The sequence below is a fragment of the Limosilactobacillus viscerum genome, assembly GCF_947387525.1.
Classification (GTDB): domain Bacteria; phylum Bacillota; class Bacilli; order Lactobacillales; family Lactobacillaceae; genus Limosilactobacillus; species Limosilactobacillus viscerum.
Window position 1 is genome coordinate 106,700 of record NZ_CANDNW010000001.1, and the last position, 25,226, is coordinate 131,925.

Here is a 25,226-nt window from a genome sequence, read left to right on the forward strand (position 1 = left end):
TATCCCTCACTTAAATTAAATGCAAGAAACCGTAAAGAATTGTTGCTGTCAGCATTGCGGAACCACCGACCAGGAATTCATAGAAGATCCCTTGTGACCGTTCCTTAATGTCCATGTGCATGGCGTTGGCAGTAACGTGGAAGTAGTTACCCTGTGGCAATTGGTCAATCACAATTGCACCGGTATGAACCATCGCTGCCGCAGCCAGTGGGGCAACACCGAAGCCGAGAATTGACTTGGCAAACGAACCAGTAGCCAGGATAACACCGGTTGAAGTAGAAGCCGTTGCTCCGGCCATTAGGATACCGGAAAGTGGTGCTAGCAAGACACCAGGTACGTGGCCGGCTTTAATAACCGTAATCAACAGTTGTGGCAGAGTAGATGAGGTGATCGTTGCACCAATTGCACCGGCACCGATTAAAATCATTACCACCCCGGTCATCCGGCTGACACCAGTTTCGGCAAAGCTCTTAATTTGCTTCCCTTTCCCCATTACTAGTGCACCGACAACCGCGGCGAATGGCAAAACATAAGTGGCATCCAGGTTAATCTTCGTCAAGAATTGAATGTGGCAAATCGCACCAATTGGGCTTAGTAATAAAAGAACAATTGCAATTACTGGTGTTACGATTGCCTGCTTGAAGGTTGGCAGGTCACTGCTATCAACCTTGGTCGACTGTTCCTCCAGGTCATCATCTTGAACTGCATTCCCCTTGCCCCGAATTAACCGGGCAACGATTACCGTTACAATCAATGCAACGACGGCAGGAATAAAGTCGGCGATCATTACTTGACTCAGTTCAACACCAAAGCCCTTGGCAGCAGCAATCGTGTTGGCATTTGGCGAAATAATGTTTCCGGCCTTACCACCACCAGATAAGGCAACCAATAGGGCTAACTTAGAGATGTGCATCTTCTTACCGACTTCAAGGGCAATTGGGGCCACAATTAAGACTGCTACTGGGATAAATACCCCAACGGCAGTGATTACCATTGTCGCCAGTGCCAGTGCAAAGATTGCCAGCCGGTCCCCAAACTTATTAACAATCGTCCGAGCAAGAGTTTCAGCGGCACCGGAATCCATCATAACGCCAGCTAACATCCCCGCGGCCAGGACCCGGAGAACCGTCCCCATTACACTTTGCTCACCCTTAACCAGGATATTAACGGTGTTTTCAAGTCCACCGCCACCTAGTAAGGCACCAACAATGGCACCCAGGAGCAGTGAGTAAACCGGGTTTAACTTCTTCAAAATCAAGAAGATTGCCAGGGCTAGTCCCAGCAATGCTCCCCACCAAGTTATCATTGCGTCCGCTTCCTTTCGCTGAATAAATATAAACAATAAATACAAGTTAATTATATCACAAGTAAAACGTTTTAGCTGGCGACAAATCAACAAACTTGTTGTTATAGCAATAATGTAAGCGCTTTACTTAGCTGGCCGGACTTACTACAATAGCACTGTGACTGATAATCACAAATGCAAAATTAAGGAGTGAACTGTTATGAGTTTCTATGGTGACGAAGTAGTTGAAAAGGTTGATTCTGCAACACCCGGATTAAAAATTCTTACCCGGACAAACCTTGCCGCCACCCCCAAGGCCAACCTTATTATCTCGCATGGCCTTGCCGAATATTCTGGACGCTTTGACCCCATTGCCAGCTACCTGGTTAAGCATGACTATAATGTCTTTCGCTATGACCAACTGGGCCATGGTGGTTCAGATGGTGAGCGCGGCTTCCTCTCCTCACCTGATGACTTATCGGAGAATATGAAGGTAATGGTTGACCGGGTTAAAAGCAATTATCCCAACCTACCGCTGTTTATCCTTGGCCACAGTATGGGTGGGGAAACCGTTCTGCTTTACGGCGCCAAGTACCCGCACACGGTTGACGGAATGGTTGTCACTGACCCCGCTTCCTTAATGATGGATAAAGAAATTGGGATGGCAAAAATTCTCCCAGTTCCCGGCAACGAAAAAGACGTCATTCCAAACGCAATCGGCGAAGGACTAGTAACCGACAAACGGGTAGTTGAGAAATACAAGCATAACCCCCAAGTCCTCCACCAGCTAACGGTCGGGATTGAAAACACTCTTTACCAGGGTGCGCTCTACCTTCGTGACCACATCGACCAGATCAGCGACCCCCTCCTTTACCTGCAGGGGCTAGATGACGGGTTGCTTTCCTACCGCGATGCACTAACAGCCTACGCTAAGATTGCTTCGCGGGATAAGGAACTCCACGTTTACCCATTCCTCATGCATGAAATCTTGAACGAGCCAAGTCGGAAATGGGAAATTTACGCTGAAATTGACCATTGGATTAGCAAACGAATCTATTAGTAAAAAGCATTAATATGTAATAACGCAAAAAAGGCTCGTGACAAAACTCGGTTTTGTCACGAGCCCTTGTTTTAGCTCCGAATATTACAGAGATATCGCGTGACCCAACCCCAGGGCCTTAGTGTCTAGCTACGGACAATCGCTAGCCCGTTCCGTGCTAACGATCGTCCTATGCTAGCCATACCAGATAGGCTAGCTTCGCGTCGCAGGCCCTAACCGGGGTTGTGTCACATCTCCCTTTATCAGCTAAGGATTACTTATCTTCTTTGTCGTCCTTAGCGTCATCTTTTTTGTCTTCTGGTGATTGGTACTGGTCACTGTCATCGCTGGCAGCGTCCTTGGCGTCAACAATTACTAGCTTGCCATCTTGCATTTCGGCAACTAAGTGCTTTACATCAAGGTGGTCAAGGTAGTAATCAGTTACCTTGTCACGGATTTCACGTTCAATTACCCGACGGAGTGGACGAGCACCCATTGCTTCGTCGTAACCTTCATCAATCAGGTACTTCTTAGCAGTTGGGGTAACCTTAACGTCCATGTCCTTCTTAGCTAAGGTCTTGTTAACATCAGCCAGCATCAGGTCAACGATTTGTTGCAGGTCTTCCTTAGTTAAGCTGTGGAATTCAACAATTGCGTTGAACCGGTTCAAGAATTCAGGACGGAAGTAGTTGGTCAGCTTCTTAATCAAGTCTTCTTCGTCTTCATCGTTGCCAAGCTTAACTGGAGCGTCATTAGAGTAGCCCGCGTTAGAAGTTGCGATGATAATCGTGTTCTTAAAGTCGATGGTGTTACCTTGACCGTCAGTCAAACGACCGTCATCAAGCACTTGAAGGAGTAAGGTAATCACTTGTGGGTTAGCCTTTTCAATTTCATCAAGCAAGATGATGGAGTATGGGTGACGACGAACCTTTTCAGTCAAGGTATTGGAGTTGTCGTCGTAGCCAACGTAACCAGCAGTAGTCCCAATCAGCTTAGAAACGGCTGTCCGGTCAGAGTATTCAGACATGTCCAAACGAATGATGTCGTTCTTGGAACCAAACATGTCGAGTGCTAATTGCTTAGCAAGTTCAGTCTTACCAACCCCAGTCGGTCCAACGAAGAGAAAGCTGCCAATTGGTTGGTCCCCTTCATCGAAGCCAGCCCGGTTCCGCCGAATAGCACGAGCAACTGCTTCAACGGCTTCGTCCTGGCCAATTACCTTGCCTTCAAGGCGCTTGTCCATGTCCTTCAACCGTTCAACGTCACTAGCACCGATCTTGGAAACTGGAATACCAGTCATCTGTTCAACCGCGTTAGCAACATCTTCTGGCGTTGCAGTTACCTTTTCGTTTTCGGAATTTTGGCCAAGTTGCTTCTTCAGTTCAGCAATCTTGTCCTTTGCGGCTTGAGCTGCCGTGTAATCTTCCTTCTTAGCAGCTTCCTTTTGCTTCTTTTCTTGGCTTTCGATTTCCTTTTCGATTTGCTTTGCATCATGTACTGGGTGCTTGGCAGCCAGGTGAGCAGCAGTCATATCTACCAGGTCGATTGCCTTGTCAGGAAGTGAACGCTGTGGCATGTATTGAACTGAGTAATCAACAGCGGCTTGGAGAACATCGTCTGGCAACTTAACGTTGTGGTGACGTTCGTACAAGTCACGAATTCCCTTCAGGATAGCTACCGTGTCAGCCTTGCTTGGGGCGTTAACCGTTACTGGGTTAAACCGCCGTGCTAAGGCAGCATCCTTCATAATTGTGTTTCGGTATTCATCCTGGGTAGTTGCACCGATAACCGTGATTTCACCACGGGACAATGCTGGCTTGATAATGTCAGCCATCCCTTTGGAGCCACTAGCGTCACCGGTAGAACCAGCACCAATAATTTGGTGAATTTCATCGAAGAAGAGGATGATGTTGCCAGCTTTCTTGACTTCATCAATCAGCTTTTGCATGTTTTCTTCGAAGCTGCCACGGTACTGAGTCCCTGCTTCAAGGCCGGAAATGTCAATACTGATAATTTCCTTGTCCTTGATCGCAGCTGGAACATTACCGTCAACGATTGCTTGTGCTAAACCTTCAACAACGGCAGTCTTACCAACCCCGGCGTCCCCAACGAGGACTGGGTTGTTCTTTGTCCGCCGGCTTAAGATTTCAGCAGTTTCTTGAATTTCCTTGTTCCGGCCAATTACTGGGTCCAGTTCACCTTGCCGTGCTTCTTCGGTTAAGTTCCGGCCAAGCTTGTGCAAGATGCTGTCCTTGCCTTCATTTGGTTGTTGACCTGGACGGCCGCCTTGTTGTGGCATTGCGCCACCAGGCAATTGACCAGTTTGCCGGTATTGAGCGAATTCTTCTGGTGTTACTTCCCGGCCGTTAATCATGTAACGACGGTTTTCTGAGTTGTATCCGTTCATCCCGCCCATTAATTGGTTGAAGATGTCGTTCATGTCATTGTCAAATGGATTCATTGGATTTTGTGCCATATATTAAGTACCCCCTGTACTTTTATTTTCATTAGTTTGTAGTCATTGTTAAATTCTATGCTGGGTGGCTACCGACTAATCATCATCACTAAGATAATGATTCTCTAAATCACGAAGGACCTCCCACATCGCCTTGTGCTCAGCCTGCGCTAGAGCATCAAGGTCGCGCAGATTAAGCGACGTCGAACTCGATTGTGGTTTATTGAATGATTTATGCAAAGTCGTGTAGCCGTATCCAGAACGCTTTGAAACTTGGTAAATCGTTAGTTTATGAACTTCCAAGTATCGTTTTATATCGATCTGCATCGCTATTCACTTCCTTCACTGTTATTATTATATCACATCTGTGGTATAACACAAGTGTAATATAGCAAAAAAGTGAAATGATTTTGAATTTTTTTGCTTAGAATTGAATTTAAAACAAAATTCACGCTAACCGTTGATATAGCAGCACTTATCACTAATGACAGATGACAAATTATGAAATATCCCTTGACAAATATTAAAAACAAATTAGAATGATTAGCAATCAGTTAATTAAGGAGTAAACCAATGATGAAATTAAGTATGCAACAGTTAAATAATGCATATTACTTCTGGTTTAGCGAATCGTTATCCGCTAGCCAGCAGTGATTTTGTCATTGGCGGTTTCCGGATGAGCTAAAATATCCGGAGCCCTCCTCATCATACTCATTCCAATCTGATGAAAAGACCCGGATATGGTTATACCAGTCCGGGTCTTTTCATTTTCAAGGAGGAATTTTTATGCCAGCTACTAAACCAAGTCTAATGAACCATTTGAACAATAACTTCGCTAACCTCACCCCTGTTGGTATCCGTGAATTCGATGCCAAGGCAAGTGCCGTTCCCGGAATTGTTAAGTTAACCCTCGGTGAACCTGATTTTAACGTTCCCGACGCCATGAAGCAGGCAGCAATTAACAGCATTAAGAATAATGATTCACACTATGCCCCCGGTGTCGGAACCGCGGCACTTCGGAAGGCGATTGCCCACTTCTTCTTAAATGATCGTTACCAACTCGACTACGACCCGGATGGTGAAATTGCCGTCACGATTGGTGCAACCCAGGGGATTTACGCGGCCCTTTCTGCCCTGATTAACCCGGGTGATGAAATCTTAATTGCTACCCCTACCTTTCCACTATACATGGCTATTACCACCATCCTCGGCGGGAAGGTTGTTGAAATTGATACCAGCGATAACGATTTTGTCCTAACACCCGCCAAGTTAAAAGAAACCATCGCTGCTCACCCTAGTGCTAAGGCGTTGATTCTTAACTACCCATCAAACCCAACCGGGGTAACTTACAGTAGCTCACAGGTTGAAGCACTTGCTGGAGCAGTTAAGGATACCGACCTAGTCGTGATTGCTGATGAAATTTACTCTGAATTAGTTTACGATGGCCAGCACACATCAATTGCTAAGTTCATCCCCGACCAAACGCTCATCATCAATGGTGCTTCCAAGTCCCACGCAATGACTGGCTACCGGATCGGCTTTATTGCTGGTCCCAAGCAACTAATGGGGCCAGTCAGTGCGATCAGTGGGATGATGATTACTTCCGCTACTGACTCTGCCATGGCCGCTGCCACTGCTGCTTTTGGTACTGAAGCCGGCCACCAGGCTACTCTTAAAATGAAGGAAGCTTACCAAGAACGGCGGGACTTCCTCGTTGGTGCACTGCACAAGCTTGGTTTTGACCTGGCAACCCCACACGGTGCCTTCTACGTTTTTGCCAAGATTCCTAACAGCGCCGGAAATGACGACGTTGCCTTCGCCACTAAGTTAGCAGAAAAAGGCCGGGTCGCCGTTATCCCTGGCTCATACTTTGGCGCCGGCGGTCAAGGATTCTTACGCCTCAGCTATGCAACCAGCATGGATAATTTGAAGCTTGCTGTCGATCGAATTGCCGAATTTTTAAAGGAGGACTAACTAATGACTAAAATTTTAATGACTAGCGTTCGCGAAGATGAACAGGACGCAATTAATGCTTTTGCTAAGGAACATAATATTAAGATCATTACCACACCCAAGTTAATTGATGATGCGGTGGATATGACGGCAGACGTCGATGGGCTCGTTATCCAGCAACGCAGCAAGGTGGACCCGGCCGTTTACGCTAAGCTAAAGGCAAATGGAATTAAACAAATTGCTACTCGGACTGCCGGATTTGATATGGTTGATATCAAGAAGGCCCACGAAAACGGGCTCACCGTTACTAACGTGCCCGCCTACTCCCCACGTTCCGTTGCTGAACACGCTCTGATGCAAATTTTCCGTCTACTTCGCAAGTCTTACCGCTTCGACACCCAGGTTGCCGCGGACGACTTCCGCTGGTTCAGTGATGAACAGGCCATGGAAATTCACACCGCTACCGTTGGAATTATTGGGGTTGGTCGGATTGGGGGAACCCTCGCCAAGCTCCTCAACGCCCTTGGTGCACATGTCTTGGGCTTTGATGTCAAACCTCGTGAAGAAATGAAGGGAATCGTCGAGTACGTTTCTAAGGAAGAACTACTTAAGCGGTCTGACGTTATTTCACTCCACGTTGACCTAAATCCTACTTCAACACACCTGCTGGGGGCAAAGGACTTTGCTTTAATGAAGCCAACCGCGGCCCTGGTAAATGCCAGCCGGGGGCCGGTAGTGGTCACCGCTGACCTCGTCGATGCTTTAAATAAGAAGGAATTAGCGGCCGCGGCCCTCGATACTTTCGAAGGTGAAAATGAAGTGGTTATGACCGACCGCCGGAAAAAGGGCCTGAGCGATGTTCCGTTGATCGAAGAGCTACACGCCATGGACAACGTCATTTTGACACCCCACATTGCATTCTTCACTAACCTCGCTGTTAAGAACATGGTAGACTTCTCCCTAGAGGATGTCCTCTTAGTCCTCGCTGGTAAGCCGTCGCCGCACGAAGTTAACTAGGAGCGAGTTACATTGGATTGGTATGACAAATCATTTGACGAATTGACCGTTTATGAATTATTCCGCATTTACCAACTGCGGACGGTTGTTTTTAATGCTGAGCAGGACAGTACTTATCCCGACCCTGATGATGAGGATCTTACGGCCCGGCATGTATTCTGTAAGGATGGTAACCGTGTTGTTGCTTATGCCCGCTACTTTATGGATGGCGACCACGTTACCTTTGGCCGGGTGGTTATCGCCAAGGATTACCGTGGAACTGGCCTCTCCACCCCGCTAATGGAGAAAATCATGAGTGGGATTAAAAAATATTTCCCGGGACATGAAATAATTATCCACGCCCAGTATTACGTCCGGCGCTATTACGCCAAGTTTGGCTTTGTTCCTTTCGGCGACACGTTCATCGAGGCAGACCGCCAGCATATTAGTATGAAGCACCCCGCATTATAGTTTTTCGGAAAATGTAATAAGCAAGTCAAGATACACAAACCGCCCGCTAGTATTTGCCTGAAATGACAAACACTAGCGGGCGATTTAAACTCTCACGTCCACTCACTCTACATGGGAGACTTCGCTAATCTTCAATCTTACCCTTTACCTGGTCCACAATTGATTCCAGGCTAATTTTGGCCATTTCTTGTTCGGCCGCCGTTTGAACACGGTCATATTCACCGCTAAGGACCGCCGGCATACTCCGTCCAAGCGGTTCTAGGCGGTTAACTTCTTGGTCTACATCTATGAATTGCTGGTGGTCTTCTACCGCCTGGTAAATTTGCAACAGGTTGACCTTTCCTGCTGGCCGGGTCAAACGGATGTTAATTTCACCCCGCTGACCGCTCCGGTCAAGGATCCCCGCCTTCACCATCCGGGCGATCAAGCGACGGATTAAGCTCGGGTTAGAATTTACACTATCCGCAATTGCTGAACTACTATTACTTCCTAAGATTTCTAAGTACACTAAAATATGTACCGCGTCACTTAACCGGTGCGAATACTTCATCGCGATCTCCCCATTCTAACGGCTTGCAGCCAGGATAACACTTTATTATAGACACTAAATTTAGTCCGGGTCAAAGGCATCATTTAACCTGGGCTAATTTTTTATTGGAATACTATTGTCAGCACAATACTATACAAGATATAATATTAGATAAGAAATAAGCAAAGGGGGAGCACCATGAAAATCACCATCACGGCTGACCTGCTTGACGGGCTAGTCCTCGCCATTCTTGAACGGCAGGACTACTATGGCTATGCCCTCACCCAGGAAATGCAAAAGGCGATTACTATCTCTGAATCAACGATGTACCCGGTACTGCGCCGACTCAACCAGGGTGGCTATGTGACCACCTATGAACAAAGCTACCAGGGCCGGAACCGCCGCTATTACCGGATCACCAGCAAGGGCGACCAACACCTTGCCCGGATCCGTAAGCTATGGAACGACTATAAGACCAGTCTAGATAATGTATTTAATTCTGCTGACAAGGAGGGGGACACTAAATGAGTGCTCGTGAACAATATATCGAGGAATTGAAAAATTACCTAACACCACTTTCTAGTGATGACCGACAATCAGCAATTGAATTTTATGATGAATATATCGCAGATGCTGGTTTCACTACCATCTCCGCAATCGTTGACAAGCTTGGTACGCCCGAGCAGCTCAGTAGTGAGATCATTGCTAAGACGACCGGAACCGAGCCCAATAGTTCACTTAACCCTGATAACGACAAACGGTTAAAGAAAATCCTACTCATCTGCCTAGTGGTAGTACTTCTCATAATTTTTATTCCCATCATTATTGAATTGATCGGCCTGGCAATTGCCGCTATTGCCGCAACGGTTGGCTTTGGCATTGCTAGTTTTGGCATGGCGATCCCAATCTTTGCCACCGATGCATGGGGTGGCATCTTTTACCTTGGCGGTGGGATTGCATTAATCGGAATTTTAATCATCCTTATTGCAATCATCGCCTGGGCTGCCAAATGGTGCATCCGTGGTTGCAAAAACCTCATCCAGTATTTGAAAACAAAGTTTAAGGAGGTAGCCTAATGAAAAAAGCCTTCAGTATTGGTGGCGTTCTGGTAATCATTGGTGCCATCATTGCGGCAGTTGGGTTCTTTAGTCACCGTCAGCCTTTCCACCCGGTTTCCGAACCGGAACAGGCACTGACAAAGAAAGCCACCCTCACTACTAAGCACTTCAGCCGGGTTAAGGTTACTGCCGCTTCAGCAAATGTCAGCCTCAAGCAGGGTGATCACTTCGCAGCTAAATACTACGGAACCCGTCATCCAGCGATTAAGGCAACGGTTAAGGATGGGCAACTCAATATTACCCAAACGCACGTTACACAAACCAAGCACGTTCACTTTTTCGATACCGATGACCGGATTGTTATCACTGTGCCACGCGGAACTAACCTGGACGATTTAACCGTATCAGCTAATGATGATCTTCGGATTGAAAATGTTAACTTAGTGAATGTGGATATCAGTACCAACGGCGGGGACATTATTGTCAATAACAGTAAGATAAAGGGCGGCCAGTTAACTAACGATGGTGGTGATATTGATATCGCCAATAGTAAGTTATCCGCAACACGGTTAAACTCTGAAAGCGGAGATATTGACCTTTCTCGGGTCACTGTTAATGGTGGTAAATCCAGCCTATCTTCTGGCGACCTTACTGCCAATAAGCTGACCGTCCAAGGGGTCTACCGGGTTAACAACCAAACAGGTGATATTGATGTTAAGACTAGCAACCATCCTGGTGCCATCCTTACAAATAGCAATGGCGATAATGAACTAGATCACCAGGAAAATGATGATAGCGGTACCTTGCAGCGGGATACTGATAACCCTAACCTAATCCACTTAACTAATGACAGTGGTGATAACTCGCTTCGTTAAAATCGAAATAGCTCGCTAACGTCCATCAACTAATGAACGCTAGCGAGCTATTTTTCTTGCAGGAGTGAACATCGCAAACGACTCTTCCCCGCTTATTTTTTACTAATCCGGCGCTGCAAAGCACCAGTGTTTCTTTCCCAAAAGACCCCATCAGCGTATCCCTGAATGGTTTTATCCTGGTCAGCCAGCTGGAGTCGGTAAATCCCCCAGGCAGTGTAAAGCTTACTCTGTTCCACCCCCACAAAGTGACGGTTTAGCTTTTTAGCGGTTACTAGGCTTGACCCTGCCCCGGCGAAAGGATCAAGAATTACATCACCCGGATTGGAACTAGCGAGGATTACCTTTGCCAGCAACTTTTCCGGCTTTTGCGTCGGGTGACCGGTATTCTCGGCCATTGACCAGTATGGAATTGAGATGTCATCCCAGAAATTAGAAGGCATCGTATCCCGGAAGCGACCGGCTGCGGATTCCTGCCAGTCTTTTGCCTTACCATTTTCCCGGTAAGGAGCAATGACTTGGCGCCGTTGTTTTACCTGGTCAACGTTAAAGGTGTATTCCTTGTCATCCTGGGTGAGGAACCAAATATCTTCCATCCCGTTTTTCCAATTGGTTTTGGCGCCCCGGCCCTTCTCGCGCTGCCAGGTTATCCGGTTTTTAATCGTAAAATTCTGGGCCAGAATGGGGGCAATTGCGATACTCGTCTGCCAGTCAGCAAAGACGTAGATGCTGGCCGTGGGTTTCAGTTTAGGCTTTACTAAGTCAATCCAACGTTGGGTATAGGTTTGATAATCATGGTCGTTCAGGTGCTTAAATTTAAGGCCGTCATAACGCTTATCAAGGTTGTATGGTGGGTCGATCAATGCCAGATCAGCAAAGCCATCCGGCAATTGCGGCAGGATTTTAAATGAATCGCCATTAATACTGTGGTCAAGAACTGCATCACGTGATGTTAAGTCATCCCCTGCAGTCAGCATTTGTTCAAGAACACCTGCTGGCGCATGATCGAGGTCAAAATCAATTGTCTTGTTCCGCGCTGATTTAGCCATCATTTCACCATCCGTTTTCGTATTAGCTACTAGTATAGCAAAAAAGTGCCGGCACCAATGCTTAAATTGGTACCGGCATTTTCATTATGCTTCGTTTTTTTCTTTGATTGTCTTAACCGAGTTTTCTAATTTTGCAGTTTCTTCAGCCGTTAGCTTAACTGGCTTAATCTTCTCAACCCCATCTTTGCCAATTACGGCTGGGTAGCCAATGTAGCAAGCATACTTTTCAAGGTAAACCGAGGCCGGCATGAATTCGTGCTTATTATTAAAGATCGCTTCAACAATCCGGACCGCACAGGTGGCAATCGCAAATGAGGTGTAGCCCTTACCGGCAACCACCTTAAAGGCACTATCCCTGATATCGCCATCCAGCTTATCTAGGTCAATCTTCCCTTCTTCAGCAAACTTAGTTACCGGCTCACCATCCAGGGTAACCGTTGACCATGCGGAGAATTGAGAATTACCGTGTTCGCCAAGCACAAAACCACTGACATTTTGTGGTGCTTCGCCAAAGTGGTCACCAACTGCCCGTTGCATCCGCGCAGTATCAAGGAAGGTCCCCGTTCCAAAGACCCGGTTCCGTGGCATTCCACTGGCCTTTTGTAATTCATTAACAATTACATCACAGGGGTTGGAAATGTTAACCAGGATTCCCTTAAAGCCGCTTTCCTTAATCTTTTTACCAACTTCGGCAGCATTTTTCTTATTAATTGGCAATTCGGCAAAACGATCACCTGTCCGAGCCGTGGCTCCAATATCACCAAAAGCCGTAACAATAATGTCAGCGTCCGCCAGTTCACCATAATCGTTCCGCTTAATTACCGCTGACGACTCAGTCCGGGCAAACGAGTCACTGAAGTCTAGGTATTCTGCATCAACCTTCTTTTCGTTATGGTCAATCAGAACCAGTTCATCAACTAGGCCCTTCATCAACAAAATGTGGGCCACCGTCGTACCAACATGACCTAAGCCAATTACCGCAATCTTATGCATCTCAGTCGCTCCCTCCACTATTAGACATGTAAACGGTTTATTAGTTATTACTCACCTATTATAGCTTATTTCAGGACATAACTAAATGCAGTAAAAAAAATCGGTTAACGCGTTCCACGCCAACCGGTCTTACATTTTTAATTAATAAATTCCATCGTAAGCCTTTTGGAACAGCTTTACGACGTCTTCCTTGGTACCCTTCCGTGGGTTAGAGAAGGCGTTACCGTCCTTCAATGCGTTTTCGGCCATCAGTTCGAAGTCTTCTGGCTTTGCACCAATTGCCTTGATTGAGTCAGGAATACCAATGGACTTAGCCAGTTCACGCATCCCGTCAATGGACTTGTGAGCAGCTTCCATCGTCGTCATTCCCGTTGTGTCGTAGCCCATGATTTGAGCTAACTTAGCAAACCGGTCTGGGCAGGCGATAATGTTCCATTCTTCAACTACTGGCAACATCAGTGCACAGCAAACACCATGTGGGGCGTCGTATTGGCCACCCAGTTGGTGAGCCATTGCGTGAACGTAACCCAGGTTAGCGTTGTTGAAGGCCATCCCAGCAAGCATTTCACCTTCAACCATCTTTGTCCGTGCTTCCACGTTGTGACCATTAGCAACTGCTTCTGGCAGGTACTTTTGGATAACCTTAATAGCCTTTTCACATTGGCTATCAGTGATGTCGTTGTGGTCAACGGAAACAAATGGTTCAACTGCCTGAACATAAGCATCCAAACCAGTTGCAGCAGTGGTTGCTTGTGGGATGTCCAGCATCAGCATTGGGTCGTTAAATGATACCAATGGAATGTTCCGCCATGAAACAACAACAAACTTCAGGTGTGTTTCTTCGTTGGTAATAACCGCGTGACGGGTCAATTCTGAACCAGTACCGGCAGTGGTGTTAACCGCCATCAATGGTGGTAATGGCTTATCAAGCGTTTCGATACCAGCCAGCTTAGTGATGTCATCACCGTTAGTCAGGATAATACCAATTCCCTTACCACAATCGTGCGCAGAACCACCACCAACAGTAATGATACTGTCACAGTTGTTGTCGAGGTAGATTTGCTTACCTTTCTTGATGTCCCGAATCTTTGGGTTTTCTTCGGCGCCATTGAAGATGACGTATTCAACGCCCGCTGCCTTCAATGAATCCAGGGTTTGGTCAACCGGGCCGTTCTTGATCTTACCAATGTGGCTACCAGTAACAACCAATACCTTGTGCATGTTGAGCATCTTTGCCCGGTCACCAATCTTCTTGATTACACCAGGGCCAAAGAAGTTAACACTAGGCATCAAAAAATCAAATTGACGTTCCATTCTTTAACAACCTCTTTCTATCTTAAATGAACAATGCTTATGATTGCACATTTTTCACAAGAGTGCAACTTTTTCACGAGCCATTTTTGTTGGTTTGTCGCATTATGAGTCACTTTGAAGATAGAAATTGTCGATATTTCTCACAAGCTTAGGTTAAACGACGGTCCGGACAGTGAAAGGTTCCCAGCTACCTACTTTAAAAGATTTTCAAATTCAGTTCTTAACAATGCCGCTTCAGCATCATGAGTGTGCAAACGATAGTCCGCGGTTGCTTGTGAATCATTAGGCATCAAGCTAATCTGAGGGTTAACCGCCATCTGCTTCATCTTTAACCCGGTAACAACTAACCGCATTGCGGCCTGTGCCTGACTACCACCATGGCCGCCAAAGGTCACCAGGCTAACCGGCTTGCCTTGCCATTCCTTGCCTAAGTAGTCAATTGCGTTCTTTAATACGGCTGGATAACCCCAGTTGTATTGGGGGAAGACAAAGACGAAGCCATCATATGACTGGACCAATTCACTCCACTTCCTGGTTTTGGCGTGGGCGTAGAGACCGGTAAATGGGATTTGTGGCTCATCAAGCATTGGCAAGTCCACCTTCTTCAGGTCAACCACATCAAATTGAACACTGCTACTCTTCAACAATTGAACCCGCAACCAGTCTGCTACTTGCTTGCTCCGCCGGTTAGGACGAACGCTACCAACAATAATTGCAACTTTCTTCATTATTGACCAACTCCTTTTTGGTTATGATACTGCTTTTTAGTCTACTTATGGTAAGGCAGGCCATTAATAATCGTAAAGGCCCGGTAAATTTGCTCGCTTAATACCAACCGCATCAGCTGGTGCGGGAGGGTAAACCGGCCAAAGGAGATTTGGGTGTCCGCCCGTTTAAGGACCGCAGGACTAAGCCCCAGTGAGCCGCCAATTACAAACGTGATGTCACTATGCCCGTAAGTCGTCAGTTGGTTAATCTCCTTGGCAAACTCCTCTGAAGTTCGTTCTTTTCCCTTAATCGCAAGGGCATAGACATATTCGCGGTCCTTGATCTTACTGAGGATCCGCTCCCCCTCTTTTGCCATTACTTCATCCATCTCAGCCTGACTTAGTGATTCAGGTGCCTTTTCGTCCGGTACCTCAACAATTTGAAATTTACAAAAGCGCCCTAGTCGTTTAGCATACTCCGCAATTCCCGCTTTAAAATACTTTTCCTTTAACTTACCAACACCGATGATCTTAATGTTCAAAATATCCACCGCTTTCCACATATTATCCACAGAGTTATCCACAGGCAGTTGATAATCACCACCTGTTTTCCGAATGTTCGTTTCTAAACTAAAAATAAAACCGTTTTCTGAGAGGGGACTTATCCACAGTTGTCCACAAAAACAATTGTTCGCTGTGGATATCTAAAAGTGCCGGTATATCAATATTTAGAAAGGGAACACCATCTAAATTATCCACTTATCCACCGCCATCCCCGTTGCCTGTGGATAACTTTCAACAATCAAAAATCCTGTTAAACCGGCATTCTTTACCAGGGTAAAAACTTATCCCCAGTTTTCCACCTACTTATCCACAGAAATTGTTAACAGTTTTTCTTTCATAATTCTCTCCTAAAATAACACGGTTCGTTACATTGAAGCAACTCACCGTGGTTAGGTGAATGTTAATTACGAAAAAATTATGAATTATTCGTTTTTAAAAGTATAAATTCTGATCTCTTACGTACCTCCCAAGCCCAACCTTCCTACCTTTAACCCTTTTTCGGGGAAAGTTTTACACAAGCCTTTCATATTTTCATAAAAGAAAACGAGCAAGTAAAGTTCTTTCGAACTCCTTGCTCGCTCCTCACTAAGCATACTTATGTGCAATTTTACCTGATACCGCGGCAACAATTGCGGCTAGCAGGTCATCAATAAAGGCATTGACGTGCTTCCGATCATGGTCGTACTTAGCAATAATGCCTTTCTTTACCCGGTCAAAGTAGCCAAAATTCGTCGTCCCGATCGTCCCATAAATATTAGCAATTTGGAGGGCTAGTGTTTCATCAACACCAAATACACCAGCATCATTTCTGACAATGCTCGAAAGAGGTTCTGCTATCTGGCCGGCCTCAGTCAACCGGTCTAATTCCAACATCACCATCGCATTATTCAACAATTCCCGCTTATGCATTGCATCCTGCAGATATTCTTGAACCCGGTCCATTGTCAATGTTGGTTCAAATTCAATTTGTGAATTATAGATGATTTCTGCCAGGTCATCCAGGTTAACTCCCCGTTCTTGCAGGCGGTTAACCACAAATTCATAAGCTTTTGTATCAGGATACTTAAATTTACGATTATTCATTTTTTCACCGTCCTATTGAAAGATTTAGAGCAATTTTACCACTTATCTACTTGGGATACATAAAGAGAAGCTGCCCGGGGTTGTATTATGCAGTATTCCTGTAATATTAAAAAACGGGAAGCTGGAAAGAAAATCTTTCCGTCCCCGTTTTCATGGTTTAATTATTTTCTTCCTGCTGGCTATTGTCGTTTGATGCCGCCTTTGTTAAGTGCACCGTGACTGTCTGTTGGTTACCACCACGATAGAAGGTAATCTTAGTACTGTCGCCAACCTTGTACTTGTACAGGGCAGCACGCAGCTCACTACTATCACTAACCTTCGTGTTGCCAATCTTGGTAATAACATCGTACTTCTTAATACCAGCGTTATCAGCGGCCGAACCGTCCGCAACCTGGGCAACGACAACCCCCTTCGTTACGCTGCTTGGCAACTTCAGGATCGTCTTTTGCTGGTCAGAGGAAATATTACTTAAGTCAATCATTCCTAGGCCAAGTGCTGGACGTTCGATGCCCCCCTTCTTAATCAGCTGGTTGATGATGCTGACAACTTCATTACTTGGAATGGCAAAACCCATCCCTTCAACAGAGGAACCATCAGTATTGGCAGATAGTTTCATTGAGTTAATCCCAATTACTTGACCAGCCATGTTAATCAGTGGACCACCGGAATTACCAGAGTTAATTGCCGCGTCAGTTTGGATAACAGAGGTAATTGTTCCATCCGTACCGGCTTTTAACGTCCGGTTCTTTGCGGAAATGATCCCCTTCGTTACCGTATTGGCGTACTCACTTCCCATTGGTGAACCAATTGCCAGGACATCTTGACCGGCCTTAATTGAGTTTGAGTTGCCAAACGAAGCAACGGTCTTTACATCAGCAGAATTAATCTTTAAGACCGCTAAGTCAGTAGCTGAATCAGAACCGACTAGGCTAGCATTAACCTTTTTCCCGCTGCTCAGGATTACTTGCAGGGCGTTGGAGCCAGAAACAACGTGGTTATTAGTTACGATGTAAGCCGCATTCCCTGACTTCTTGTAAATTACACCAGAACCTTCACTGGCCGTCTGTAACTTCCCGCTGTTACTGGACGAGGAACTGCTGCTCCCTTGGCTAGGATCAATAATCCCGAACATGCTAAGCGCACTGTCACCTTGTTGAATCTTCTGCTTATTAAGCACACTTACCACAGCGCCCTGAACGGAGTCATACGCCTTGGTTGATTCAGTGTTTAAGTCAGCTTTATTCCCGTTAACCTTTGTCCCACCGGACCGGTTCGAACCAGTTGGTACCCGGGTTGCTGCATTTTCACGGAAGTGCTGAATAACACCGTTAGCACCCAGTGAAATTCCACCACCGATTAGACCAGCAACTAAGCCAACCGTTGCGACCTTTACCCAAAAACGGTTACTTCGTGGCTTCTCATCACTCATTACTCAATTCCTCCAAATCAATCAGTTATTACCTTTACCATACCGGATAGTTATGAAGAAAACTTGAAATTTACCTTACAGGAGCATTAATTTACTTGGCTTTTCTGGCTCTGCATCGGCTAATTGAAAGTCCTGCCCTACGCCAAAATCATGCTGTTCCATCAAGCTAGCAACGGTTAAGTGTGCCAGTGACCGCATATTATTGTGCTGGCTCCGGTGGCCAAGAAAGATCTCCTTTGTCCGGTGACCGACCACATCCATCAAGGCATCGGCCCCCTCCTCATTGGAAAGGTGTCCTTCATCCCCCAGGATCCGTTGCTTCAACGGCCAGGAGTAGGGCCCCATTCGCAGCATTTCGGTATCGTGGTTACATTCCATCAGGTAGGCATCCGCATCCCGGATCGTCCCCGCAACCCGGTCTGATACATAACCAGTATCAGTCAGGATACAAAAGGTTTTGTTATCGTGGTGAACCTGATAAAACTGTGGCTGGGCAGCGTCATGGGAAACCGCAAAACTTTCAATATCCATATCACCGAATTCCTTCACCGTATTGGGTGAGAAAAGGAATTTCTGATCTTCTGGAATCTTGCCAACCTTATTGGCCATCGCCTGCCAGGTTCCTTCATTAGCATAAACCGCCATCCCATACCGCCGGGCTAGCACACCAACCCCGTGACAGTGGTCAGAGTGTTCGTGGGTCACAAAGATTGCCTCAACATCCTTAAGTGACCGGTCAATTTCGCTCATCAAATTTTCAATTTTTTTGCCACTCAGGCCGGCATCAATTAAAATCCGGTGGTGGTTGGTTTCAAGGTAAGTAACGTTACCAGTGCTTCCACTGGCCAGAATACTATAGCGTAACGGATCTTTTTCTGTCACTACAAAGTGCTCCTTTTACTTATTTAATGCTATCCATGTTGACGGTATCAGGTGACGTCTTCATCACCGTACTGTTAAAGGCGTTAACGTTCAACCGCTGGACCGTCTCCGCAGTCTTTGTCTTAATTTGTACAACCCAGGTTGGTACGTAGACTGCCTGGTTACGGTTATTCGTCGTCAGCAACTTGGTATAGCCCATAATTGCCCACCGAACTTGCGAATTATTTGGAATTTGGTTATGCCGGTAAAGCCAAACTACTGCCCGCTGCTGACTAATTGCTGTCATCCGCTGCTGTAGCGTTGCCGTGTTCTCCAAATACCCCTGCGTGTAACCAGTCACCTCGTGGTTGCTATTGAGGTGAAAGCGGATCTGGCCGTCACTTGACAGGACCGGTTGACCCTTAACCATCTGGGTATACACAACCGTTTTTTTATCTGACAATTGACGATTGTATTGGTAGGCTTCACCGAGCGGCACGTTGCGCGACCGCTTGATTAACCGGTCAAGGCGCTGGTTTGGGTGTTCAGCACTAACCTTAACCGGGCTGTCAAATTCACTAGTCAGTTGCGTGTTGACGAACCGCGATGTTTGGTTATGCAGCTTGGCCATCTCTTGTTCCAACTGACCGCCATCACCAGAGCGGCTACCGGAAATATAGTATGCCGTTGGCTGGTGCTTAGAAAGGGTCCCATAGCTAATCGAGTCGGTCCGCATTTCCTTTAAGACCGTTGCTTGACGGTTTTGACTACTATTCGAAATAGTAAAGCGGTTTTGGAAGAGCAGCTCACACCCCACGACAATATCGAAGGCCAAGAAGGCAACTAAAAAGATCCATTGAATTCGTTTAAAGTTCAACTTCCGTGCCTCCTCACTTGATTACTTCTTCATAGTTAACCCAGTTTCCACGGTACTTAACAAAGTAGGTTGGGGTTAACTTTACGACTTTATTGTTATCACTAGTCTTCCAAAGGTAGCCCACACGGATACCCTTTAAGTCCTTAAAACGTGGACTAGCGTGAAGTTCATCCAGGATGACGTTACTTGGTGGCAGCTTTACCTCCTGCCGATCAATCGGTAGTGGCACCTGAACGGAATACTGGCTCATCTTACAACGTTCGGTTCCGTCTTTAGACTGCATGGTGATGGTCCCATACCCATTGTCATTAAAGATTGGGAAGCCATCAACAAAGCTCCGGTAAGTAAAGGAACGCTGGTGGTCACTGGTCCCATCAAAACGAACGTTATTTAATTGAACCCCGGTCTTAACCAGCCGGTTGTAGAAGTAAGAATAAAGCTGTTCCGTTGTGTGGCGCTCATCATTACCAACGTATGACTCATAGTTAACCGTCCCGTTTGACCGGTTGTAAGAAAGACGGCGGTTATTCCCGTTAGTGTAAACGGTCCGGTCGCCACTCTTGCTGGTAGTGATGTTGCTTCGCTGATTACTACTCATCAGGTTGGTACTGAGGGTATCAATATTCTGGTTAGTAACCTGGTAGGCAAAGAACGGCAGGCTAAAGCTCTTTGGGTAGGTCATGATTGTCTGCCCATTAACGATCTTGTGGTCAACCGCAATTTTTTTTGCGCCCTTGGATAATTTGATGATCTTATTGAAGTTCCCCTTGCTAACCCGCAGCCGGTAAACACCATAATGGTGGTCACTCAAGAGGTAAACTTCGCGGGGCCCGTTGATTGGGATCACGATATGGTTAATCTGGTTAACTTGGTCACTGTTAATTGACTGTGAGAAAGTTTCGTTAAAGACCAGCGTTGGAATTGCATTAGGGTAGCTCAGCATGATTGAATTCCGCCGCCGCAAGTAGCTCAAGTAAACATCACTATTGTTGCTCTTGACCGTAGTTACCCGGCCAAATTGCCATGAACGGATGCTGTCCTTCATTTCCCGCACCAAACTAATTTCTGGACTGTAGAGGATTGACTGGCTGTTGTGCCGGTCCGTCCGAACAACCGTGGTTGGCAGGTAAACATCCCCCATTGATTGGGTAGTGTACTGCTGGTTTCCCCGCATCAAATTTTCATGACGCGGCCCCTCATATTGAAAGGGGTTCGTCCAAATCAATCCGGATAACAATAGACTGATGATTACCACAACCGTCAAGGCAATTGATAACCAATTAGTCTTCAGGTTTTTGATCATCCCAGTCATCCTCCTCTTCATAAGGTACATATGGCAGTGAGATATAGAAGGTTGAGCCCTTCCCTTCAACACTGTCGACCCAGATTTGGCCACCGAGCATGTTAACAACTTCCTTCGAAATTGCTAGTCCCAGCCCGGTACCACCTTGTTTCCGGCTCCGGGCCTTATCAACCCGGAAGAACCGGTCGAAAATCCGCCCAAGGTCCTTACGCGGAATTCCTAGTCCCTGGTCAGAAATACTCAGGATAACGTGGTTATGCGTCTCCAACAGGCGGGTCGTAATTACCCCACCATCCGGCGAGTACTTAATCGCATTGTTCATAATATTATCAATTACCTGGGTAAACTTATCGGTATCAATTTCAACCCATAAATCTTTATTGGTGAAATGCCTTTCGATCGTGTACTTCTTACTATCCTGATCGTTTTCCTCATCCTTTTTGATGATCATATCAAAACGGTTCAGGATGTAGTTAAATAACTCTTTAATATTCACGTATTCCAGGTTGAGCTTTGTGGTCCCGGAGTCCATCCGTGACAAGCTCAACAGGTCATTAATCATCCGGATCATCCGGTTAGTTTCATTTTGGATGACGGTCAGGAACTGGGGAGCAATCTCCTTGTCCTTCCATGCACCATCACTTAATGCTTCAACGTAACTGTGCACACTGGTCAACGGTGTCCGCAATTCGTGGGAAACGTTGGAAACAAATTGTTTCCGTTCCCGCTCTTCCTTTTGTTGACTAGTTACATCATGAAGAACACACACCAACCCACTGATGAAGCCAGACTCCCGCTGAATTGGGGAGAAGTACGCATTGAGGATCAGGTCATTGCCGCCGTTAGACATATCAATAATCATTTCCTGCTGGTCCGTATCAATTAACTGCCGAACCGTATAATCATGACGGATGTCTAAAACATCGATGATTGACTTACCAATTAGGTCATCTTCATGGTCAACACCTAACAGCTGGAGTGCCATGTTGTTAACGATCGTGACGTTCCCACGCCGGTCGGTCGCAATAACCCCATCAGACATGTGTGAAAGAACGCTATCCAACCGCCGTCGTTCAGAATCAGACAATTCCTGGGCTTCCTCAACCCGGACAGACAGGTTATTAATTGCGCCGGCGAGTTGTCCCAACTCATCATTGCCCATTACCTTCACTTGACCAGAGAAGTCCCCCCGGGCAATCCGCAGAGTTTGCTTCCGCATTTCTTCAATTGGCCGGGTTATTTCCTGGGAAATAAAGACTGCTAGTACTAGTGACAACGCAATCGTAATTAGGGCCGCGGATAGGTAAATCAGGGTAATACTGTTAATGTTTGAGTAAACCCCTTCAAGGCTCGCCCGTAAAAGTACCGCACCGACGACGTTGTTATTGCTATCATTTAGCGGAATTACATTTACATAGTAACGGTTATGGTTAGAACTATCATAAATATTTTCAGAGTGACTCCGGTTATTTAACAGGGTCGCCTTAACCGTACTGTCGGTTGTCTTCTGGCCAATAATGTTCCGGCTATCAGAACTACTCGTTCCCCGGATGACCCCCTTACTATCAATCACCCGAATCTCTGAAATGTTGTTGTTATTAACCTCGGACAGGATTTGCCGAATATCTTGGTTAGCCCGCTTCGTGTTTGACCGCGTTAACTGCTCACTCAACGAGTTGTCAACATACGAAGGTAATTCAATCGTTTGCTTAAAGGTGTTCAGGTTTTGGTGCTCCAATTGACGCACAAAAACCGCCCCAACGCATTCCAGCGTTAACATCAGCATTAACGCGAATACGAGGGCGATTTTTACCCGAATTGATTGATAAAATTTTAGTTTGCTATTCACAAATGCTCAGCCTCTAATTTTGATCAGGATTTGCTAAATAGTAGCCAACACCACGCCGGGTAATCAGCCATTGTGGTTGGCTTGGATTATCTTCAATCTTTTCCCGTAGCCGCCGGACAGTAACATCGACGGTCCGTACATCACCAAAGTAATCGTAACCCCAAACAGTTTGCAACAGGTGTTCACGATTAATAACTTGACCAATGTGTTGGGCCAGGTAGTGAAGTAATTCAAATTCCCGGTGAGTAAGGTTGATGTTTTCACCCCGTTTAGTTACCGTGTATGCTTCGGGGTGGATCGTAATATCGCCAACCTTAATATCAGTATTCTTATCTTCCTCAGCTGGTGCTTTTGCTGCCGCTTCACGCCGCAGGTTAGCCTTAACCCGTGCGACTAATTCACGGTTTGAAAATGGCTTTGTCACGTAGTCATCGGCACCTAATTCGAGGCCGAGGACCTTATCTAATTCTGAATCCTTGGCAGTTACCATGATAATTGGGGTGGTGTGCTTTGCCCGTACCCGCTTGGCAACTTCCAGGCCATCAATCTTTGGCAACATTAAGTCGAGGATAATCAGGTCTGGGCTTTCTGATTCAACCTTTTCCAGGGCTTCTTCCCCGTCAAAGGCAACTACTACCTCGTAGCCTTCTTTTTCCAAGTTAAACTTGATGATATCTGAAATCGGCTTTTCATCATCCACAACTAAGATCTTTTTTGCCATATCAATAATCCCTCCAATGGGTGTTAATGACCATATATTTAATACTTTAAATAGCTAATACAATTATAGCACAGCTACCTATAATTTTTTTAGCACGAAGCGTTGACAAGTCCGCCTAACGATGTTAAATTATTAAAGTACCTTGTTAAAGGTTATGGGCAGTTAGCTCAGCTGGCAGAGCAACGGACTCTTAATCCGTGGGTCCAGGGTTCGATCCCCTGACTGCCCATCAGAGGTTTACAGAGACTGAGATTTTTTCTCAGTCTCTTTTTTTGGTTAATTTGAAAGGAGCTTCACCATGGCAAAGAAAGAAGCACTTACTGAAATCCAGATTACCCTTAACGTGATTGGTGGCAAGTGGAAGCCATTGATCCTTCATTACTTGGAAAAAACGGGTACTAAACGGTATAGCGAAATTTTACGCTACCTTGATACGGCACCTAAGAAGACGTTAACTGCCCAACTTCGTGAGTTGGAAGCAGATGATATCATTAAGCGGACCGTCATCCCCACCGTTCCTGTCCAGGTTGAATACAGTATTACTAACCATGGGCGGTCACTATTCCCCATCCTGGATATAATGTGTGCTTGGGGCTACCTCAACGAAGGTGGCTACAACATCAAACACCCTACCTGTGAGTACAATGACCATACCCGGCAGATCAAGGAAAAGCGGCTCCATGACCTCTATGACCAATTTGAAGCAGACCATGTTGGTGACTGGCTCCCTAACGATAACCAGAGCACCTCAAAGTAACCTAGTAAAAATAAAGTGCCGTCTTGTCGGTTCATCACTTGTTTACTACCATAAAAGTAGCTTAACAAGTATTGACTGAAAGGACGGTTTTTTATTTATGAAACAAATTAACTTAGGCTCGACCAGTCTGAAGATTCCCGCAATGGGACTAGGAATTATGCGGATGGAGGCCAAGACACCTGAAGAAGCAGCAAAGGCAATCGACACTGCTTACGACAACGGGATTAACTATATTGACTCGGCAGATATCTATGGCCAAGGCAAGTCTGAAGAGGTCTTTGGTAAGGCACTCAAACTTGCAAAGGTTAACCGGGAAGACCTCTTTATCCAATCTAAGGTTGGGATCATCGTTGACCCCGCCCGTAGTCACGGTAGCTTTGTTTTCGGTAGCCGGTACGAATTTACGAAGCAACATATTCTCGATGCAGTTGATGGGGTACTGAAGCGCATGGATATCGACTACCTGGATGCCGTTTTACTCCACCGTCCTGACCCACTAATGGACCTTGAGGGAATTAAGGAAGCATTCGACATCCTGCAAGCAAGTGGGAAAGTCCGCTTCTTTGGTGTCTCCAACTTTAACCCGCAACAATTCCAAATGGTTCAAGATAGCATTACCCAACGGTTAATGTTCAACCAGCTTCAATTCGGTTTAATGCACACCGGAATGGTGGACTTTGGAATCAATACTAACATCAGTAATGCTGACGGCACGGACCATGATGGCGGCTTACTCGACTTCTGCCGGCGCAAGCACGTTACTATCCAGGCATGGTCCCCATTCCAATACGGCAACTTCGAAGGGACCTTTATTAACAACCCTGATTATCCAGAATTAAATAAGGAACTGGAGAAGTTAGCGGATAAGTATGGTGTTGGTAAGAATGCCATTGCTGCTGCGTGGATTCTTAAGCACCCGGCCCAAATCCAAATGATCATGGGGACAATGACTCCTGCCCATATTGCTGACAGTGCTAAGGGTGCCAATGTTGACCTCACTAATCAGGAATGGTACGACCTCTACCTGGCTGCCGGTCACAAGCTGCCTTAAAAGGAGGATT

Annotated in this window: 25 protein-coding genes and 1 tRNA gene; 10 read left to right on the plus strand and 16 right to left on the minus strand. The window is 46.1% G+C overall.

Going from position 1 to position 25,226, the window contains the following annotated elements; genetic code table 11:
- Positions 1-10 precede the first annotated feature (10 nt).
- Positions 11-1,306, minus strand: coding sequence for a GntP family permease (locus tag QOS07_RS00475; RefSeq protein WP_283587061.1), 1,296 nt, complete (start codon positions 1,304-1,306; stop codon positions 11-13).
- 199 nt (positions 1,307-1,505) lie between these two features.
- On the opposite strand from QOS07_RS00475, the gene QOS07_RS00480 reads away from it, so the two are divergent.
- The gene (locus tag QOS07_RS00480) at positions 1,506-2,345 is read left to right on the plus strand and encodes an alpha/beta hydrolase (protein WP_283587062.1); all 840 of its coding nucleotides are present in this window, start codon (positions 1,506-1,508) and stop codon (positions 2,343-2,345) included.
- Positions 2,346-2,598: 253 nt separating this feature from the next.
- Here the strand turns inward: QOS07_RS00480 and QOS07_RS00485 are convergent, their stop codons facing one another.
- Both QOS07_RS00485 and QOS07_RS00490 read right to left on the minus strand, forming a co-directional pair.
- Positions 2,599-4,800 (minus strand): ATP-dependent Clp protease ATP-binding subunit, encoded by a 2,202-nt coding sequence (locus QOS07_RS00485; protein ID WP_283587063.1) that lies wholly within the window; start codon positions 4,798-4,800, stop codon positions 2,599-2,601.
- Between the two features lie 75 nt (positions 4,801-4,875).
- On the minus strand, positions 4,876-5,106 hold the full coding sequence (locus QOS07_RS00490; RefSeq protein ID WP_283587064.1) for a transcriptional regulator: 231 nt from the start codon (positions 5,104-5,106) through the stop codon (positions 4,876-4,878).
- Positions 5,107-5,565: 459 nt separating this feature from the next.
- Here QOS07_RS00490 and QOS07_RS00495 point away from each other — a divergent pair, with 459 nt between their 5' ends.
- From QOS07_RS00495 to QOS07_RS00505, 3 genes are read left to right on the plus strand one after another with little or no spacing between them, the layout of a single operon-like run.
- Positions 5,566-6,753, plus strand: coding sequence for an aminotransferase class I/II-fold pyridoxal phosphate-dependent enzyme (locus QOS07_RS00495; protein ID WP_283587065.1), 1,188 nt, complete (start codon positions 5,566-5,568; stop codon positions 6,751-6,753).
- A 3-nt stretch (positions 6,754-6,756) separates the two neighbouring features.
- Positions 6,757-7,749 (plus strand): NAD(P)-dependent oxidoreductase, encoded by a 993-nt coding sequence (locus tag QOS07_RS00500; protein ID WP_283587066.1) that lies wholly within the window; start codon positions 6,757-6,759, stop codon positions 7,747-7,749.
- Positions 7,750-7,761: 12 nt separating this feature from the next.
- Positions 7,762-8,199: a GNAT family N-acetyltransferase gene (locus QOS07_RS00505; RefSeq protein ID WP_283587067.1), complete on the plus strand. Its 438-nt coding sequence runs from the start codon at positions 7,762-7,764 to the stop codon at positions 8,197-8,199.
- Between the two features lie 124 nt (positions 8,200-8,323).
- On the opposite strand, the gene QOS07_RS00510 is transcribed toward QOS07_RS00505, so the two are convergent.
- Positions 8,324-8,749 (minus strand): Rrf2 family transcriptional regulator, encoded by a 426-nt coding sequence (locus QOS07_RS00510; RefSeq protein WP_283587068.1) that lies wholly within the window; start codon positions 8,747-8,749, stop codon positions 8,324-8,326.
- Between the two features lie 177 nt (positions 8,750-8,926).
- Here QOS07_RS00510 and QOS07_RS00515 point away from each other — a divergent pair, with 177 nt between their 5' ends.
- Genes QOS07_RS00515 through QOS07_RS00525 form a run of 3 tightly spaced genes read left to right on the plus strand, consistent with a single transcriptional unit; the run spans position 8,927 to position 10,661 of the window.
- Positions 8,927-9,256, plus strand: coding sequence for a PadR family transcriptional regulator (locus QOS07_RS00515; protein WP_283587069.1), 330 nt, complete (start codon positions 8,927-8,929; stop codon positions 9,254-9,256).
- On the plus strand, positions 9,253-9,804 hold the full coding sequence (locus QOS07_RS00520) for an HAAS signaling domain-containing protein (RefSeq protein WP_283587070.1): 552 nt from the start codon (positions 9,253-9,255) through the stop codon (positions 9,802-9,804). The genes QOS07_RS00515 and QOS07_RS00520 overlap by 4 nt, the downstream gene beginning before the upstream one ends.
- Positions 9,804-10,661 (plus strand): DUF4097 family beta strand repeat-containing protein, encoded by an 858-nt coding sequence (locus tag QOS07_RS00525; RefSeq protein ID WP_283587071.1) that lies wholly within the window; start codon positions 9,804-9,806, stop codon positions 10,659-10,661. The genes QOS07_RS00520 and QOS07_RS00525 overlap by 1 nt, the downstream gene beginning before the upstream one ends.
- A gap of 92 nt (positions 10,662-10,753) precedes the next feature.
- Here the strand turns inward: QOS07_RS00525 and QOS07_RS00530 are convergent, their stop codons facing one another.
- The 12 genes from QOS07_RS00530 to yycF all read right to left on the minus strand — a co-directional run bounded on the left by QOS07_RS00530 (position 10,754) and on the right by yycF (position 23,408).
- Positions 10,754-11,635: a DNA-methyltransferase gene (locus QOS07_RS00530; RefSeq protein WP_408613238.1), complete on the minus strand. Its 882-nt coding sequence runs from the start codon at positions 11,633-11,635 to the stop codon at positions 10,754-10,756.
- Between the two features lie 156 nt (positions 11,636-11,791).
- Positions 11,792-12,700 carry an L-lactate dehydrogenase gene (locus tag QOS07_RS00535; protein WP_283587072.1) on the minus strand — a complete coding sequence of 303 codons (909 nt, stop codon included), beginning with the start codon at positions 12,698-12,700 and terminating at the stop codon, positions 11,792-11,794.
- A gap of 141 nt (positions 12,701-12,841) precedes the next feature.
- Complete coding sequence (locus tag QOS07_RS00540; RefSeq protein ID WP_283587073.1) at positions 12,842-14,014, minus strand: iron-containing alcohol dehydrogenase; 1,173 nt, start codon at positions 14,012-14,014, stop codon at positions 12,842-12,844.
- Positions 14,015-14,205: 191 nt separating this feature from the next.
- Positions 14,206-14,742, minus strand: a complete 537-nt coding sequence (locus tag QOS07_RS00545) for an NADPH-dependent FMN reductase (protein ID WP_283587074.1) — start codon at positions 14,740-14,742, stop codon at positions 14,206-14,208.
- Positions 14,743-14,783: 41 nt separating this feature from the next.
- Positions 14,784-15,263 (minus strand): 23S rRNA (pseudouridine(1915)-N(3))-methyltransferase RlmH, encoded by a 480-nt coding sequence (gene rlmH, locus QOS07_RS00550; protein WP_283587119.1) that lies wholly within the window; start codon positions 15,261-15,263, stop codon positions 14,784-14,786.
- A gap of 607 nt (positions 15,264-15,870) precedes the next feature.
- A complete protein-coding gene (locus QOS07_RS00555) occupies positions 15,871-16,368 on the minus strand; it encodes a phosphatidylglycerophosphatase A family protein (protein WP_283587075.1) in 498 nt (165 codons plus the stop codon).
- 157 nt (positions 16,369-16,525) lie between these two features.
- Positions 16,526-17,797, minus strand: coding sequence for a S1C family serine protease (locus QOS07_RS00560; protein ID WP_283587076.1), 1,272 nt, complete (start codon positions 17,795-17,797; stop codon positions 16,526-16,528).
- Between the two features lie 75 nt (positions 17,798-17,872).
- Entirely contained in the window at positions 17,873-18,679 is an 807-nt protein-coding gene (locus QOS07_RS00565; protein WP_283587077.1) for an MBL fold metallo-hydrolase, read from the minus strand.
- A 19-nt stretch (positions 18,680-18,698) separates the two neighbouring features.
- Positions 18,699-19,535 (minus strand): two-component system regulatory protein YycI, encoded by an 837-nt coding sequence (locus QOS07_RS00570; protein WP_283587078.1) that lies wholly within the window; start codon positions 19,533-19,535, stop codon positions 18,699-18,701.
- A gap of 13 nt (positions 19,536-19,548) precedes the next feature.
- Positions 19,549-20,838 (minus strand): YycH family regulatory protein, encoded by a 1,290-nt coding sequence (locus QOS07_RS00575; protein WP_283587079.1) that lies wholly within the window; start codon positions 20,836-20,838, stop codon positions 19,549-19,551.
- Positions 20,816-22,687 (minus strand): cell wall metabolism sensor histidine kinase WalK, encoded by a 1,872-nt coding sequence (gene walK, locus QOS07_RS00580; RefSeq protein WP_283587080.1) that lies wholly within the window; start codon positions 22,685-22,687, stop codon positions 20,816-20,818. The genes QOS07_RS00575 and walK overlap by 23 nt, the downstream gene beginning before the upstream one ends.
- 13 nt (positions 22,688-22,700) lie before the next feature.
- Positions 22,701-23,408, minus strand: coding sequence for a response regulator YycF (gene yycF / locus QOS07_RS00585; RefSeq protein WP_283587081.1), 708 nt, complete (start codon positions 23,406-23,408; stop codon positions 22,701-22,703).
- A 156-nt stretch (positions 23,409-23,564) separates the two neighbouring features.
- On the opposite strand from yycF, the gene QOS07_RS00590 reads away from it, so the two are divergent.
- The 3 genes from QOS07_RS00590 to QOS07_RS00600 all read left to right on the plus strand — a co-directional run bounded on the left by QOS07_RS00590 (position 23,565) and on the right by QOS07_RS00600 (position 25,216).
- Positions 23,565-23,637: transfer RNA gene (locus tag QOS07_RS00590), tRNA-Lys, on the plus strand.
- Between the two features lie 69 nt (positions 23,638-23,706).
- Entirely contained in the window at positions 23,707-24,165 is a 459-nt protein-coding gene (locus tag QOS07_RS00595; protein ID WP_283587082.1) for a winged helix-turn-helix transcriptional regulator, read from the plus strand.
- Positions 24,166-24,262: 97 nt separating this feature from the next.
- Positions 24,263-25,216: an aldo/keto reductase gene (locus tag QOS07_RS00600; RefSeq protein WP_283587083.1), complete on the plus strand. Its 954-nt coding sequence runs from the start codon at positions 24,263-24,265 to the stop codon at positions 25,214-25,216.
- Positions 25,217-25,226: the final 10 nt, after the last annotated feature.